At 71.2% G+C, this 17,451-nt stretch carries 1 protein-coding gene (cut by a window edge); it reads left to right on the top strand.

The window, feature by feature from the left end; all coding sequences use genetic code 11:
* Positions 1-17,451, top strand: the final stretch of a protein-coding gene (locus tag ND450_RS15890; RefSeq protein WP_253326891.1) for a hypothetical protein. The gene continues 17,763 nt to the left of window position 1, outside the view; only the last 17,451 of its 35,214 coding nucleotides appear in the window; its start codon lies beyond the left edge, outside the window; it ends in the stop codon at positions 17,449-17,451.

Genomic DNA, 17,451 nt, shown 5'->3' with positions numbered 1-17,451 from the left:
ACGCGGTGGCGTTCCGACGACCGCGAGGCGCTCGCCCACGAGGTCCTGCACTTCGTCGGGCTGGTGGACGAGCACGTCGACCCGCGCCGGGTGTTCCTCGCCGACGACTCGCGCAGGCGGGTCGTGACCGATGACGGCCCGATGGGACCGGCCGTCCACGACGGACTGTCGGTGCTCAAGCCGCGGCACGCCTGGATGATCGAGCGGACGATGGTCAGCCAGCTCGGGGCCGTCGAGGGCTGGAACCCCGTGCGGCCCGACCGCACCTCGCCGCTGGTGGACCCGGCTGCGCGGACCGCGGACGTACCGCTGCCACGGGACAGGTCGGTGCCCGAGCTGCTCCGGTCGATCTCCGACGGGCTCGCCCAGCTGGACCGGCACCTGACCGCGTTGCCCGGCGCGTTCGGCACCGAACTGCGCGACCGGGCCGCGCACTGGCGGCAGGTCGTGGCACGACCGGCGGAGACGTTCGCCCCGACGGCGGCCGAAGCGTTGCAGGACCGGCTGGACGCCCTCGACGCCCTGCTCGTCCGTGCCCGAGCCGTGCGGCTGCGCCACATCACCGGCAACTACAACCGCGCGCGAGCCGTCGTCGAGCGGGGCGGCAACCCGCTCGGCTTCCACCCCGCCGGCATCCCGGGCGGCCTGACCGCGGCGCCGGAGGCCAGGTTCGGGCTGGAGGTCGAGTTCGAGACGAGTGTGCCGGAGAAGATCGGTCACCGCCTGGAGGAGCAGGGCTTCCTGAGGTGGGACGACGGCGCCCGGTTCTTCGACGAGGTCCCTTCCGCACCCGACGGGCTCTACCGGTTGGTGGCGGAACACTCGGAGGACGACGGTGCCGAGCTGGTGTCACCGGTGCTGCGCGGTGGCCGGGAGGCGTGGGAGGGCCTGCGCACCGTGCTCAGCACCGTGCGGCGGCAGACCGACGCGGACGGTGCCAACCCCGACGCGAGCGCGATGGGCGGCCACGTCAACGTCAGCCTCCCCGGCGGTCTCACCGCGGAGCAGGCGGTGCGGCTCGCCCAGCTGGCCAAGGCCAACGAGGAGGTCCTCTTCTGGCTGGGGAACCGCGTCGAGGCGGACGGCCGGGACCGAAGGATCGACCTGCTGGGACCGAACCCGATGCCACCGCACTCCGTCGACGAGTACGCGGACGGTGCGCGCGCGGAGACCCACGACCAGCTCGTCGTGTGGTCGTTGAACGCGAACAGGAACGAGGCCGTCAACTTCGAGCACCTCGGGGAGTCCGACGAGGCGCTGCGCCGCGTCGAGTTCCGGTTCTGGACGGGCAGCCTCGACCCGGCGACGTGGCAGGTCCAGTCGGAGATCAGTGCGGCCGTGTACCGGGCGGCGACGGACGCGAGCACGCACGACCGGATCGCCGCGATGATGCGCGAACCGCTCCTCCTCGCGCCGGGCGGCCGGGTGGAGAACCGCGAGTTCTGGCTGGACCGCCTGCTGTCCTTCGCGGAGCTCCTGCCGCTGAGCCCGGTGGCGCAGCAGGAGCTGGTCAAGCGCGCGGCGATGAGCGGACCGTGGCACTTCAGCCCCGAGGTCGACGCCACGCTGCGTTCGCAGGAGGTGGGCAGGAAGGACGCGATCGTCTTCCCCGCGCCCGAAACCGAGCTGAGCCAGGTGCTCGCCCTGCTGGACCGGTTGCCCCGCCGCCGCGACGACCTGCTGCTGTCCGTGAGCCTGACACCGGACGGCCGGCACGTGCGGCTGTGGAACGGTCAGAGCCGGACGATCGAGGACTTCGCGGCCGCTGCCGAGGAACGCGGGATCGGTGAGCGGCAGAGCGTCGACTGGCAGGGCGGTACGCCGGCCGGTCGAGTCGTTCTGCTGACCTCCGGCGGAACCGAGCTCGCGCAGCACATGGCGAACCTGATCGGCGCGCCGGTGCTCGCCACTCCGGGGGACGTGCGGTTCGACTCGACCGGTGAACTGGTGGCGGCGGGGGAGAACGGCCCCGTCGAGTGGGTCGAGTTCACCCTCGCGAACGAGCCGTCCGGCACCGGCACGGACCGCCTGGAGGTCGCACTGCGCGTCGGCGATGGCTCCCTGGACGACGAGGCCCTGCCCGCGACGTCCTTCGTGCCGATGCCGCCGAAGCCCTTCACCGGCGACGTGGTGGCCGACGCGGTGCACGGACGCGAGGCCGAGCCGGACCTGAGCGGCACGCGGGAGGACGCGACCGCGCTGCTGCCAGACCCCGAGGCCGAGGAGATCCCGCTCGTCACCCTGGTCGGGTCCGAAGTGGACAGCACCGCCGCCGAGGACGGCGCACCCTCCACGGAGGAGTCCTCGACCGCCGGAGGCCTCGACCTGCCCGACGACCGGTCCTCGGGACTCTTCACCCAGCGCGGTGAGCTCACGGGCGGCGCGGCGGTGGACGCCGCGATCGACGCGCTGCTGCCCGAAGGCGAGCGCACGGGTGTCGAGCACTTCGTGACGGCGTTGAAGACCGGTGTCGGCGGGTTCCTCGGCGACGGGCGGTCGGAGGACGTCGAGATCGGCGGCAAGCACTACGAGCTGCACGCCAGGGCCCACTACCGCTGGGACGGCGCGACGGAGAGCGGGACGGCGTCGCGGTCGGTCGGGCTCGACGGTCCCACCGGCAGTGCGACGCTCTCGGCGGCGTCGAGCGCGGCCCAGGCCAACTCCGCGCTGGCGCTGGTCCTCATCCCCGCCACACCGGGCTTCACCGCGGTCGGCACCGTCGGGGCCTCGACCGACGCCGGCAACTCGGTCGCGGTGGGCGCCAGTGCGACGGCGAGCGGTGGCCGGCAGCTGGCCGTGGCGTTCCCGGCGCGGGACGTGTCGGTGCCGGTGTGGATCGAGCTGACCCTGCGCGACGCCCGGGGCCGGGTCGTCGGCGACCCCGTCCAGGTCGGGGAGGCCGGGGACGTCGTCGCCGACCTCTCGGTGCCCGATCTGCCGGGCGGGGAACCGGGAGGCGTTCTGGCGGACGGGCCCGTCTTCGTCGAATCAGTCCACATCGGACGGACCGCGCCGGGCAGCTACCGGGGCAGGCCGCTGCCGCCGGACGCGGACGGCGAGCACCGGCTGTTCGACAAGGTCGTCTCCGCGCTGCCGGGTTCGCTGGTGAAGCCGGGCCGGCCCGGACGCAGCAACCTGAGGGAGTTCCTCGACGACAGCACGTTCAAGAAGCGCTACCAGGACATGGCCGTGACCGCCGAGCAGGCCGAACGCGGGCACGGCTGGGTCCGGTCCGAGAAGTTGTTCACCGGCAAGCACCCGTTCGTCGCGTGGCTGCACACGCCCAGCGCCGTCGAGATGCGCCTCGTCGAGCGCGCGGAACCGGTGGTGCTCCGCACGGTCGACGACGTCACCTTCACCGACGTCGAGTCGATCGGTGCGGAGGTCTCCGACTCGGGCACCGCCAGCCACGGCGCCAACTCGAAGATGATGGCCGGCCCCGGGTTCGACCTCGGCGTCGCAGGCCTGGTCGCCGGTCCGGTGGTCATGGGCGGGGTGGAAAGCGCGCACAAGCAGACCATCAGCCGTTCCGGCGAGGTCAAGCAGACGAGCACCCGGCGCGGGCGCGCGCAGCAGGTCGAGCGCGTCTTCGACCTCGAGGTGCGGGTGCCGGGCAAGCCCGCGATGACCTTCGCCGGCGACGTGCGCGCGGTGGAGTGGCGTGAGGTCAGGGCCGAGGTCGCGCCGGAGGCGGAAGTCGTGCCGCCGCGCCGCCTCTACGGGCCGGAGGCGCTGGAGTCCGGCCGTGCGCTCGCGGGGGCGTCACTGGAGGTGTCGCAGGTCGCGTCCCAGGTCCTCGACCTGATCGAGAACTCGGTCCGCACCGTTCCCGGCCACAAGCGGTGGTACCTCAGCAGCGACCGGTTCCTGTCCCAGTTCGACGACCCCTCCGCGGGCAGGAAGATCGGCCGCAAGCTCCAGGAGGCGCTGGGCCGCAGGGACGCCCTGCGCAGCCTGCTCACCGACCGCGAACTAGGTCTGCTCGCGGACCGGGCGCTGTCCGTGGACGGTCTGCGCATCCCGGTGCAGCCCAAGCACGGCTGGGGCCACGACTACCATGTGTCGTTCACCCTCAAGGCGTCGCTGTCGGACCTGCGCGACACCGGGGAGGTCCGCACGGCCGCCGACCCTGACGTGGTCACCACCTCCGACACGCAGGCGACCCAGCACACCAATTCCCGCACCAGGTCCACCGGCGTCGGCGCGGCGGGCCGCGTCACCGCCACCATCACCGAACGCGCCGTCGTCGTGGTGGCGTCGCTCTACAGCGCCTTCGCCTGGACCAGGTCCGGGCTCTCCGGCGTCACGGCGAAGCGGGGCGAGGAACGGCGCGAGGGCGGCGCGCTCGACGACACCGGTGCCGTCGTGGCCGAGCCGAAGCACCGCTTCACCGCCACGGTCGACTGGACGCTCAGCGGCCAGACCTACAAGCGCCACAACGCGATGGTGCGCGGCCTGAGCATCGGCCGGCCCGGCCTGCACGTGCCGCGGACGGAGCCGGTCGCGCTGGTCGACCCGGAATCGGGCGCCACGTCGGAGGAGACGACGTTCCGGGTCGAGGCCGATGTGTGGGTTCCCGAGGCGCACGTGTCGCGCATGCGACCCGACCCGGTCGTCGTGGAGCGCACCGCCGGGCGCCAGGACCAGCCGCACATCACGTTGCGGCCGGAACCGGACGCCCCGGTGTCCGCCGACCCTTTGCGCCGCGGTCTCTCCCGGGACCTCGACGGCATCAGGGTGCTGAGCTTCGAGGGGCTGGCCCACGTGCGCGCCGCGGTGAAGGACGCCCTCACCCGCGCCTCGGGAGACCCGGCCTTCTCCTTCGCGGAGTCGGATAACAGCGTGCTGGTCAACACCGTCCTGTCGCCCGACTCGGTCATGGCCGACCAGCGCGTCTTCAGCCGCACCACCGGTGTCCGCGGACTGCAGTGGGCGCGGCGCCGGGTCAAGCGGTTCGCGGCGGCCGAGGTCTCCTTCCAGCCGCGTGACGTCGAGGTGCTGGGCGAGGGCTGGCGGCAGCCGGTGACGTCCGCCGCGGTCGAGACGAGCGTCGGTGCGGGCAAGGAGTCCACGGCGGCGCTGACCGCCGCGGCCGACCTGACGGCGTTCGCCTTCTACAAGGACGTCACGACCGACGGCAAGGAGGGCGCGACCGTCAAACCCGGTGCGCTGCTGGTGATCGAGGGCGACCCGATGGTGCTGGAGAAGTCCAGCACCGAGGACGTCGCCACCGACGTCGCGACCGGCACCTCCACCACCCGTCAGCCCGAGCGCCTGCACCTCGTGCGGTTCGGTGTGCGGACCACGGTCGTCGCGGAGGTGCGGTCGCGCCGTTGGCGCAACGCCTGGGGCGTGCTGCGGCCCGCAGCTCCGGCGACGGCCAACGAGCAGTTCGACCTCCCGCGTGCCGTCACGGCCTGGGTGACCACCGCGCAACTGGACGCCATCCGCACGAAGCAGGCTGAGGAGGACGCCCGCGTCCGCGACCTGGCCACGAGAAGCGATCCCGCCACGTCCGCGCTCGCGGCGCTCGCGGTCACCACGCTGGCCGGCACGGCACCGGCCGCCCCCTCCGCCGTCGCCGACGCGCTCGCGGACGACCCGGCCGCAACCGCGGACGACGAGACCGGGGAGACGGCAGGGGACCGGGCCGTCGCAGCTCCCGCGTTCCTGCGTCCCGGCGAACCGCTGTCGGTGGGCCTGGGTGTGGTGGACGGCGTGGTGGACCTGCGGTCCGTGCTGCCCGCGCTGCGCCGTGACCTCGAACGCTCGCTCGGCCCCAAGCGGGCCCGCCGGCTCATCCCGCTCTCACCGTTGAGCACGGGCCACGACAACTACGCGGCCATCAGCTCGTGGCTCTCCGACGCGCAGACCACGTTGGAGGACTCCGTGCGCGGCGGAGTCCCCCACCCGTTGCGCCTGGAGGACCGCACCACCGGTGAGACCTACGACGTCGTCATGACCAACGAGCTGCTGGACCGGCCGGTGTTCGCCGGCCTCGAACACGGCGACGTCAAGCAGACCAGGGGCACGACGACGCTCGGTTCCCGGGTCCGCACCTTCACCAGGACGGTGCTGCGGCTGGAGCCGGTGGTGCTGCCCGCACTCCAGGCAGGCGGCCCGGCGCCGGACGAGAACGTCTCGCGCAGCAACCCGTACGCGATGATGGGCGGTGGCGTCATCGGTGACGTCCTGCTGGGGCGCAAGAAGAGGACCACGAAGAAGACGCACAAGGTCGTGCGCGAGAGCAGCGCCGAGACCTCCGGGACGTTCGCCAGGTTCCAGGTTCCCGTCGGGTTCACCATCGCGATCGAACGCCACGGCCGGCGGGTGGCGGAGGCCGGTGCCGCGCACGACGTCTCGATCCTGCACCTGCCGGAGGACACGGTGCCCGCGCGACCCGCCTCGGTGGCCGAACCCGTTGTGCGACCGGAGGAAGAGGCGGATCCGGACGCGCTCACGCGCTGGCGCGGCGACGCCGGCCTGGGCCGTGGCTGGGCCGGGCACCTCAGGTTCGGCGTCGGCGACCTGGTCGCCGCGGCCGAGCTCGCCCACCGCGAGGCGACGGGGCAGCGCGAGGTCCCCGCGGACGTCCGCCGCGCCCTGCGCACCACGCTCACCGGGCCGCGCTTCAAGGCGTTGCTGCCGCTGCACGCCACGACCGGGACGCCCCTGGAGATCCCTCTCGCCGGTGGTCGGTCGCTCGAGCTGCACGTGCGCAGGACCGGCAACCCGACGCTGACCGGCGTCTCGGCGCGCACCACCGTCTCGACGCACGGCAACAGCTCCGGCACCGAGACCGTGGCGGAGGAGTCGGCCGCGGAGTTCGGCATGGCCGCCGGCCCCCTGCTCGGTCCCGGTGGCACGCAGCCGCCGGGCCACGAGAAGTTCGGCGAGCAGAAGACCCTCGGCGGCGGCGCCGCGTTCGCGGTGCCGCTGCGGGTGGTGGGCGGCATCGGCGCCGAAGATGAGGCCGAGACCGAGCACCACCACGACGGCGAGTCCGTTCCCGCGTCGAGCTCGACGGGCCCGGCGGAACTGTGGCTCAACGACATCGAGGTGCGGTTCGTCGCCAGGACCAAGGGCCGCAGGGGGAACCGCGACCGCGCCGCAGTCGTGGACTTCGAGGTCCGCGGCGCGGTCGTCCTCGTCGACGACGCCCACGAGGACCGGATCCCCGCCGAGCTCGCCGACACCGCGCGCACCCTCGCGGCGGCCGACGCGACGCTCGTGGCCGCGGTGTCCGCGCTCGCGGGAGCCTTCGATGCCGCCCGGCGCGGTGTCGACGGTTCGGCAGAAGCGTTGGCACGGGCGGAGAACGCCCACGCCGACGCGCTCGACGCCTGGTGGGACGCCCTGCACGCGCACGAGGCGCAGGTCGGCACGCTCACCGAACCCGCTGACGAGCACCTGTTGCCGCCGCTGGACCTCGGCCCCCGTGACACTCCGGCCGAGCTGCGGGACCTCGTTGACGGCACGACAGAGGCTCCCGTCGTCGTGGACGAGTCCGGTGCACGGGCACCCGCACCACGCCCTGAGTCGCATCCGAGCCTGAACCGGAACACCGAGCTCCGCCTGTCCCCGGCAACGCCCGGGCTGACCCCCGCAGACCGGGTCCGCGTCGGCCGGGTCCTCGGGTGGGCGGGTGAGGACGCGTTCGCCGGTCTGGAGGTCGTCGCCCACGGCGACCTCACCGGTCCGGCACCGGCCGCCGCGGTGTCGGCGGTGATGGCGGAGATCACCCGCTCCGCCCGGCGCGGTGCGGGCACGGCGCCGCGCCCGCCCGTCCAGGTGGAGATGAGGCACGTCGCGGAGGCCGGGGACGTCCGGGTGGAGTTGCGGGCCGTGTTCGCTGCGGAGGACGCACCGCCCGTCTCCGGTGACGTGCCGCCGAGCCCGGAGGAGGTGCGGCCGGCTTCGGTGGAGCTGCCGCCGGTGCTGGAGGAGGTGCCGCCCGTCTGGGACGACGTGTCGTCGTTGTCGTCGGAGGACGTGCTGTCGGTACCGGACGACGTGTCGTCGTTGTCGTCGGGGGATCCGTCGCCGGTGTCGGGTGATGTGTCGCCGTTGTCGGAGGACTTGCCGCCGGTGTCAGGTGGCGTGTCGCCGCTGTCGGAGGACTTGCCGCTGGTGCCGGACGACGTGTCGTCGCTGTCGTCGGGGGATTTCTCGCCGGTGTCGGGTGACGTGTCGCCGCTGTCGGAGGACGCACCGCCGGTCCCGGAGGACGCGCCACCCGTATCGCACGAGGACGTCTCCGTTCCGGCCGGACCTGAACAACGGCCGGAGTGGACGGATCCGCAGCAGCCGGCTCCGGTGTGGTGGCAGAAGATGCCCGCCCATGCGTTGAGCGCGTTCCACGACCACGCGCGCAAGATCGTGGAACGCCACTCGGTGCCGCCCATGTCCCTGGGAAAGCCCAGCGCGCAGCAGGTGGAGCAGCGGAACAAGCACGAGCTCGCCGTGGAGGTGGTCGCCCACCACCTCTACGCCACGGACCAGGGGGTGTCGGCGGTTCCGGCCCTGAGCCCGGACGACCTGGCGCGCGCACTGGCCGGGAGCCTGGATCTGGCGAGCCCGCGCGGGCCCCGCGGTGGAGCGCCCGGCGATCAGGACCTCCCGGTACGACCCGGTGCCTCCTCGTCGAGCGCGCAGGACTCCGCTGCCAGGAGGCTCAGCGACGAGGAAGTCGAGAACCTGATCCGGCTGCGACGTGCAGAACATCCCGATGAATCGAAGAAGGACACCATCGACGCTGTGCGCCGGCAGGGTGCCAGGCGCAGGGACGCGCGGTTCCTGGAGCTCTACAACAAGACCACGGGTGCCATTCCCAGGTCGGAACGGGCCTGGGCGGACGAGCAGATCGAGGAGCTGATCCGGAAGCACCTTCCCGGTCGGAGCACCGTCGAAGGGGTTCGTGATGCACTTCGCGCGGAGGGCGTCCACGTCGGGAACAAGCGGTTCCTGGACCTGTACCACGGGGTCACGGACACCGATGCCCGGCCTTATCAGGTCGGGGAAGACGAGGAAAAGATCGAGTTCATGCGGAGGCAGATCCTCCTGGGCAGGAACATGACGGACACCATCAACGCGGCGCGCAGCACGGGCATGACCGGCGGGAGGAAGAAGTGGCGGGACCTCTTCCACCTGGCCGAGGGAAGGGCTGTCCAGGACTTCAGGAGAGCGCGGCAAGAGTCGGGAACGGTCGGGCAGCAGGGTGCCGGGTCGAAGCGCCCGGCGGCTTCCGTCGAAGGTGTGGTGACCTCACAGCACAAGCGGAGCAGGCCATCGGTCGCCGGCGCGGTGGCGAACGAGCTGGTGGCCCTGTCCCTGGAGGAGAACAGCCCCGCTGCCACTGCCGCCGCACTGGGGTTGCGCGTCGTCGGCATCGCACCCGACGGCGACCACTTCTACGCTGCCGTGCTCGCGTCCGTGCCTGAGTCGGTGTGGTCGGACCGGCTCGACGAACTCGGCGTGGACGCGTCCGTGGCAGGGTTGCGCCAGGCCACGGCGGACGCCTACCGCCGCCTGAAGCTGCCCGAGCTGGGTGGACGGAGCCTGGAGGACATGGGGCGCCCGGCGGACGCGGTCGAGGACGGTCTGCGCACTTCGGGACAGTGGGACGGCGAGAGCGTTGCCGTCGCTGCGCAGTTGGTGCCGGGAGTGTTGAAGATCAACCTCAAGACGATCGCCCACGACGGTCGGCTGTCGACCAACGGCGTCGTCGTCGACGACAGCCTCGACACGTATTACGTGGTCCACGACGGTGTCAACCACTACCAGGCAACCGCATCGGACGTCCCCGCCCAGGAGAGGCCGGACGACGAGTGGGACCTCGAACTCATCCGTGAACGCATCGCCATTCGTCCCGATGACGACGACAGTGCGATTCTCGCGATGGTTCGCGCGTGGGGCGCCACCGGTTCCGACGACCGGCTGCGCGAGCTGATCGGCGAGGTCCGGGAAGAACGCTTGCAGCGCCTGATGCACGTTGTCCGGCAACGGGCGGACGAGTCGAGGGCGGTCGCGGAGCACGGCACCATCGAGCGTTCGATCCACGAACACCTCGTCGAGGATCCTCTCGCCGACAACGAGTCGATCGTTCAAGCCCTTCGTGACCAGGGTGTCGTCCTCGAAGGCTCGGAACTGACGAAACTGGTCAACGACACCAGGCTCACCACCGTCGCAAGCGACCTCGGGCTGCGCATCGTCGACGTCGCGACCGGCAGGGACTCCTTCTACGAAGCCGTGCTGAGGTCCGTGCCCGCCGAGGTGATGTCCGCCAAGCTCGGGCGGGAAGGGTCCGTGACCGCGTTGCGCCGCGCCACGGCGGAGGCCTACCGCCGGTCGAAGGCGCGTGAGTTCGGCGTGCGTCACCCGGACGAGCTGGAGCCGGACGAGGTCGAGAACGGACTGCGCACGTCGAGGCACCAGAACGACCAGAGCGGCCAATGGGCTCCGCAGCTGGTGGTCGACGTGCTGGGCGTCAACCTCAAGACGATCCGCGAGAACGGCTGGGTCTCAACGCATCCCGGCTTCGATGACGGGCTTCTCACCTACTACGTCGTCCACCGGGACGGTGACGACTACCAGGCGACCGAGCGCGCGACTCTGCCTGACGAGGTGCGTGAGCAGATCGCCGCTTTCGTGCCGGCCGCTCCCAGCAATGACACGCTGCTCGACACGTTGAAGCGCGTTCAAGCCCGCGAGTACCCCGCTCTGAACTTGACGAGGGAGCACGGTGGCGTCCCGGTCAGTCCCGTCACCCGGGAGCTGGTCGGTGAATGGGTGTCGGCCATGCGGGAGAACCGGCCTGCGCTCACGCCGGCGGAGATCGCGCGGCTCTCCGGCGGCCTGGTCACCGCGGAGGCGGTCGAGCGCATCCACCGCGCTGCTGCTCACGACACCACGCCTGCCGCACCCGCTGCGCGTGCGGTGCTGGGGGATGCGAATCTGCCGAGTGACGACCGGCTCAAGGACCTGGTCAAGGAATACCGCGTCAGTCACCCCGACAGCAGTCCAGAGGACGTGAAGAACGCGGTCGTCGACCTGGGCGTCGTCATGGACGACGAGCGCCTGCGCGCCTTGGTCTACCAGGTCGTGGCGGAGTCGTTCGAGCGTCGCGCCCAGGTCGGCGACGGCCGGGTCAAGGACTTCATCCGCCAGCACCTCGACCAGTACCCCCATGACACCAAACGAACGGTTGAACTGGCTGTTCGTGCGCACGGCTTCGCCATCAAGACATCGCGGTTCGCGGACCTGATCCGCGATGTCAAGCAGTCCGCCACCGCCGCCGCACTCGGGCTGGGCATCGTCGACGTCCCACCCGACGGGGACTCCTTCTTCGCGGCCGTGCTCAGGTCCGTACCCGAAGACGTCCTGACGGCCCGGCTCGGTCGGGGAACGTCCCCGATGGGGCTGCGCCACGCCGCGGCGGATGCCTACCACCGCGCGAGGCTGCGCGCGATGGACAAGGAGCCGGGGGACGACGTCGAGCCGAACGAGGTCGAAACCGACCTGCGCACCCCAGGGCGCCTGCCCGAGCACAACGAACTGTGGTTCCCGCGGTTGATGGCCGAAGTACTGGGCGTCGACCTCACGGTGATCCGCAAGGACGGCCGGCCGTCGCCCAGCGTCGCCGTCGCCGACGACAGCCTTCCCGCCTATCACATCGTCCACGTGGGTGGTGAGCACTACCGGGCGACCGTCCCGCTCACCGCTGCCCAGGACGTCCCCGCTGACCCCGTCCCGGGAGAGCAGGACGTCCGCGGCGGAAGTGAGGACCAGCTCAAGGCTGTGATCGAGGACTACCGCGACGGTCACCCCGGCAGCCGTCCCGAGGACGTCGTGAAAGCAGTCGTCGACCGTGGAGTCGCGACCGCCGGCGACCGGCTGCGCGCCTTGGTCTACGACGTCATGGCGGACTCGTCACAGCGTCGTGAGCAGCCCGGCGGCGACCGGCTCAAGGACTTTGTCCGCAAGCACCTCGCCGAGTACCCGAACGACAACCACAGGATGATCGCTCGCGCCGGCCGTGCGCACGGCATCGCCATCAGGACGTCGCGGTTGGCCGATGTGATCCACGAGGTGAAGCGGTCCGCCGCTGCCGCCAGGCTCGGGCTGCGCATCGTCGACGTCGCGCCCGACGGGGGTTCCTTCTTCGAAGCCGTGCTCGGTTCCGTGCCCCAGGACGTGTGGGCGGACCGGCTCAGGGGACTGGGCAGGGAAGCGTCCGCGGCGGGTTTGAGCCACGCCGTCGCGGACGCCTACCGCGAGTGGAGGCTGCGCCAGCTCGACGAGCCGCGCCCGGACGAGCTGGAGGCGGACGCCATCGAGATCGCTCTGCGCACTCCGGGGCACCGAGCCGGGCGACACAACCTCTGGGCTCCACGGTTGGTGTCCGAACTGCTGGGCGTCAACCTCAAGACGATCGAGAAGGACGGCCGGCTGACGACCAGGGTTAGTTCCGATGACCACCTTGCCTCCCATTACGTCGTCCACGACGGTGACAACCGCTACCAGGCGACCGTCCCGCTCGGCGCCACCCCGCCCGCCTCGGTCCCCACGCCGGTCGGTGGACCCGGCCCGCTCACCGGGGAGGTTTCGCACGAGGTCTTCGAAGCTCAGAGCGGGCCTCGCAGGAAGCTCGACGACCCGCAGATCCTGGACCTGGTCCGCGACCACCTCGCCCTGCACCCGGCTGACAGCGATCAGGCCGTTACCGACGCTGTTCGTGCGCAGGGTGTCGCCGGCAAGAACACGCGGCTGCGGCACCTGGTCCACATCGTCAGGCAGTCGGCCGTCGCTGCCGACCTCGGGCTGCGCATCGTCGACGTCCCACCCGACGGGGACTCCTTCTACGCGGCCGTGCTCAGGTCCGTGCCTGAGGACGTGTGGTCGGACCGGTTCGGCCGGGAACCGTCCGTGGTGGATCTGCGTGCGGCGACGGCGGACGCTTACCGGCTCCTGAAGCTGCGCGAGTCGGGTGGCCCGAGCCTGGACGAGCTGGAGGCGGACGCGGTCGAGAACGGCTTGCGCACTCCGCTGTACTGGGACAGCCGGAGCGGTGTCCTCGCTCCGCGGTTGGTGTCGGAAGTACTGGGTGTCACCCTCATGACGATCCTGAGCGATGGTGGGCTGTCGGCCAACGGCGTCGTCATCGACGACCGCCCCATCCACTACGTCGCTGTCGACGACGCCAACCGCTACCGGGCGACCGTGCCGCTCGGTCCTGGGACGTCGGACGACGGGCAGCTCCCGAATCTGCGCGAGGAGGCCCGCGCCCGGCACGCCGGCAACCGGGCGGTTGCCGGAAGTGCTCCTGCACGGCGCATCATCGTCGGCGGCGAGGGGGTGCGGCCTCGGAAGAGGCTCGATGAACACCAGATCACGGAACTGATCCGCGCGCACTTCGCGAAGCACCCCGACGACGGTGACGATGCGACCGCCGACGCTGTTCGGCTGCAGGGCGCTTCCCTCAACAACATGCTGTTCCGGGACCTGATCCACGGTGTTCGGCGGTCTGTCGCCGCGGCTGACCTCGGGCTGCGCATCGTCGAAGTCCCACCCGGCGGGGACTCCTTCTACGAAGCCGTGCTCAGGTCCATGCCCGCGGAGGTGTGGTCGGACCGGCTCGGCCGGGAACCGTCCGTGACGGTGCTGCGCGAGGCGACGGCGGAGGCCTACCGGCTCCTGAGGCTGCGCGAGTCCGGTGGCCGGAGCCTGGACGAGCTGGAGGTGGACGCGGTCGAGACCGGTCTGCGCACTCCGGGGCGCTGGGACCACGACAGCGGTGAGCTCGCCCTGCGCTTGATGCCGGGGGTCCTCGGTGCCAACCTCGTGACGATCGCGAACGACGGCCGGCTGCGGACCAACGGCCTTGCCGTCAATGACGACCTCCCCATGTATTACGTCGTCCTGAGCGGTGTCAACGGCTACCAGGCGACCGTTCCGCTCGCAGGCGCCCGCGACGCCGCGGCCCGCACCTCGCCGGGCACGGCATCACCCGCCGTGCTGCCGGGTGTGGTGGAGTCGAACACCGAGCAGATCATGGCTTTGGTCAAGGAGCACCGCGCGGCGCGTCCCCATGACAGCGTCAACGCGGTTGTGGAGGCTGTCGGTCGTGCACGGGGCACCACCGCCGGCAGCGCGCAGGTGCGCGACCTGCTCCACAGGTCGGTGAACACCTCGGGCCGATCTCGCAGGAAGCTCGACGACCAGCAGATCACGGAACTGATCCGCGAACACCTCGCCGCGCACCCCCATGACGGCTACGTGGCGGCCGGCGCCGCCGTCAGGGCGAAGGGAGGTGCCGTCAAGGACACGCGGATGCGCCACCTGTTCTTCGCCGTCCGGCGATCCGTTGCCGCGGCTGACCTCGGGCTGCGCATCGTCGACGTCGCACCCGACGGGGACTGCTACTACTCGGCTGTGCTCAGGTCCGTGCCCGAACCGGTGCGCAGCGCCTGGAGCGAGCGGTCCGGCCGGGAGTGGACCGTGAGGGGTTTGCGCGAGGCCACGGCGGACGCCTACCGCCTCCACCGGCTGCGCGAGCTCGGCGTCCGGAACCCGGACGAGCTGGAGGCGGATGCGATCGAGATCGGTCTGCGCACCGAGGGGCACTGGAACAGCGACAGCGGTGACTGGGCTCCGCAGCTGATGCCGGGGGTGCTGGGCGTCAACCTCATGACGATCACGAGGAACGGCCAGCTGTCCACCAACGGTGTCACCCTCTACCGCGAACTTCCGACCTACCACGTCGTTTTCGACGGGGTCGACCACTACCAGGCGACCGAGGCCGTCCAGCGCGAGGTCGCACCGGAGACCCGGACCCGGCGTCCTGAGAAGCTCACCCCCGACCAGATCAGGGGTGTGATCCGCGAACACCTCGCCGCGAACCCCTTCGACGACAGCAGGTCGACTGTCGCGGCTGTCAGTGCGCGGGGTGCCGTCCTCGGCGACGTGGAGCTCGCGAACCTGATCACGGACGTCAAGCAGTCCCTCGCCGCCGAGCGGCTCGGGTTGCGCGTCGTCGACGTCGCGGCCGGCCCGGTCTCCTTCTACGAAGCCGTGCTCAGGTCCGTGCCGGAAGACGTGTGGTCTGCCCGGCTCGGGCAGCTCGGCCGGGAAGCGTCGGTGACGGGTTTGCGCCAGGCCACGGCGGATGCGTACCGCCGCGTGAAGCTGCCCGAGCTGGGCGAGCGGAGCCTGGAGGAGCTGGGGCGCCCGGCGGACGAGGTCGAGACGGGTCTGCGGACTTCGGAGCGTCCGATCCCGCGGAGCGGCTACTGGGCTCCGCAGCTGGTGGTCAAGGTGCTCGGGGTCAACCTGATGGCGATCCTCAAGGACGGCCGGTTGTCGACCAACGCCGCCTTCGACGACAACCTCCCCACCTACTACGTCGTTCACGACGGCAATCACGAGTACCGGGCGACCGAGCGCGCGGAGATGCCGGTCGTGGTGCGGGAGCGGGTGATCGCTTTCGTGCCGCCCTCGCACGGCCTCGGCACGTTGCTCGACGCGCTGGAGGACGTCAGGTCCAACGCGTACCCCACCTTGGACCTGGCGAGGGACTCGAACGGTGCCCCGACCGACGCCACCACCCGTGCGCTGGTGGGCGAGTGGGTGCTGGCCATGCTGCGGCACCGGCCCGCGTTCACGCCCGCGCAGATCGCGGAGCTCTCCGGTGGCCTGGTGACCCAGGGAATCGTCGAACGCATCCACCACGCTTCTCAGGGCACCACCGCACCCGAAGTCGCCGTTGCGCCTGCCGCGCCGGTGGACACGGCCCTGCCGGACGAGGTACGCGACCGGATCGTCACCCTGGTGCCGCCCGCGCACGGCCTGGCCACGCTGCGCGATGCGTTGGAGCACATCCAAGCCACCGTGCACCCCGCCCTGGACCTGACGAGGGACCCCAGCGGCATCCCGACCGACCCCGCCACCAGGGAACTGATCGGCCAGTGGACGTGGACCATGCTCAAGCGCCAGACCGGGTTCACACCCGCGCAGGTCGTGGAGCTCTCCGGCGGCCTGGTCACCGAAGCCCTGGCCGAGCACGTCCACACCCTCCCGCACGAGACCCCGTCCGAGGCCGCACCCACTGAACCGGTGCGTGCTGATCTGCCGGACGAGGTGCGCGAACGGATCGTCACCCTGGTGCCGCCCGCACACGGCTTGGCCACGCTGCTGGAGGCGTTGGAGCGCCTCCAAGCCAACATGCACCCCGTCCTGGACCTGACGAGGGACTCCGGTGGGGCCCCGGTCGACCCCGTCACCCGCGGGGTGGTGGGGCAGTGGGCGCTGGCCATGCTGGAGCACCCGTCCAAGTTCACGCCCTCGCAGGTCTCGCAGCTGTCCGGCGGCCTGATCGCCACGCACCAGGTCGCGCACCTCTACAACATCGCCGACGACGCCCCGCCCGACGTCGAGGGCATGACGTGGTTGGACCAGGGACGGCGAAAGCAGACCTTCGCGGCCGAGGAGGGCGCGCTGTCCCAGGACCTGTACGTCTCGCACGCGATCGCCCACGGTCTGCAGCCGGTCATGGGGATGGACCAGCAGTTCCCCTGGCGCGACCCGGCCAACCCGCTCTACGCGGTCACGCCGATGCTCGCCGGGCCCGACGGCGACATCCACCCCGTGATCCGCGCCGAGGTCGACCAGATCACCGTCCGGATCACCAGGGGCAAGAAGCTGGTCGAGCGCATCGCCAACGACCACGACGACCACCGCCTGCCCCCGATGACCCCGCAACAGCTCCGCGCGCTGTGGAAGGAGCTCGAGTACAACATGACCGAGCGCTTGCGCCACATCGTGGCCACCGCGCTGAACCCGACTCCGGAGAGCATCACCATCGCACCCCCGCGGCCCCAGCACCCGACCGACCTCATCTACGTCGGCCGTGTGAAGCAGCGTCACGTCCAGCCCCGGGAGGAGGTCCTGGTCGGCCAGTACCAGCTCCTGCTCGCCAACCCACCCGGCAGCGTCCCGGTCGAGCAGCAGCCGCTGCTCAGCCAGGCGAAGTTCCTGCAGTTCTACGAGGGTGGCATGTTCGACTTCCGCAAGGACCACGACGAGCAGCTGGAGGAGGAAGCGCAGTGGAGGGAACTGCACCCGCACTACCCGGGATACCTGTTCCACGGAGGTTCGAGGACGAAGCAGAACCTCATCAGCGCCGAAGGAGCAGGCAACTCGACCGCCTTCGCGAACTCCGTCCTCACCCCTGACGGCAAGATCGACCACGATCGCGTCAACGTCGTGTTCCTCGGCATCGAAGCCCTGTTCCCGGACCCGAACCACCCCGAGGGCCTCCTCCAGGTCGGTGGCGGCGTCCAGGTCGCGTTCGACAACGCCGTCGACCCCGACGCGAACCCCTTCGGAATCCTGCTGGCCGACTACTCCGACGAGTACGAGTTCCCCAAGATCAAGGAAGAACCGCAGGACCAGTGA

It is taken from the genome of Lentzea sp. HUAS12 (assembly GCF_024125735.1).
In the GTDB taxonomy this organism is placed as follows: domain Bacteria; phylum Actinomycetota; class Actinomycetes; order Mycobacteriales; family Pseudonocardiaceae; genus Lentzea; species Lentzea albida.
The sequence above is the reverse complement of the archived record's forward strand: the minus strand, read 5'-3'. Positions and strand labels throughout refer to the sequence as shown.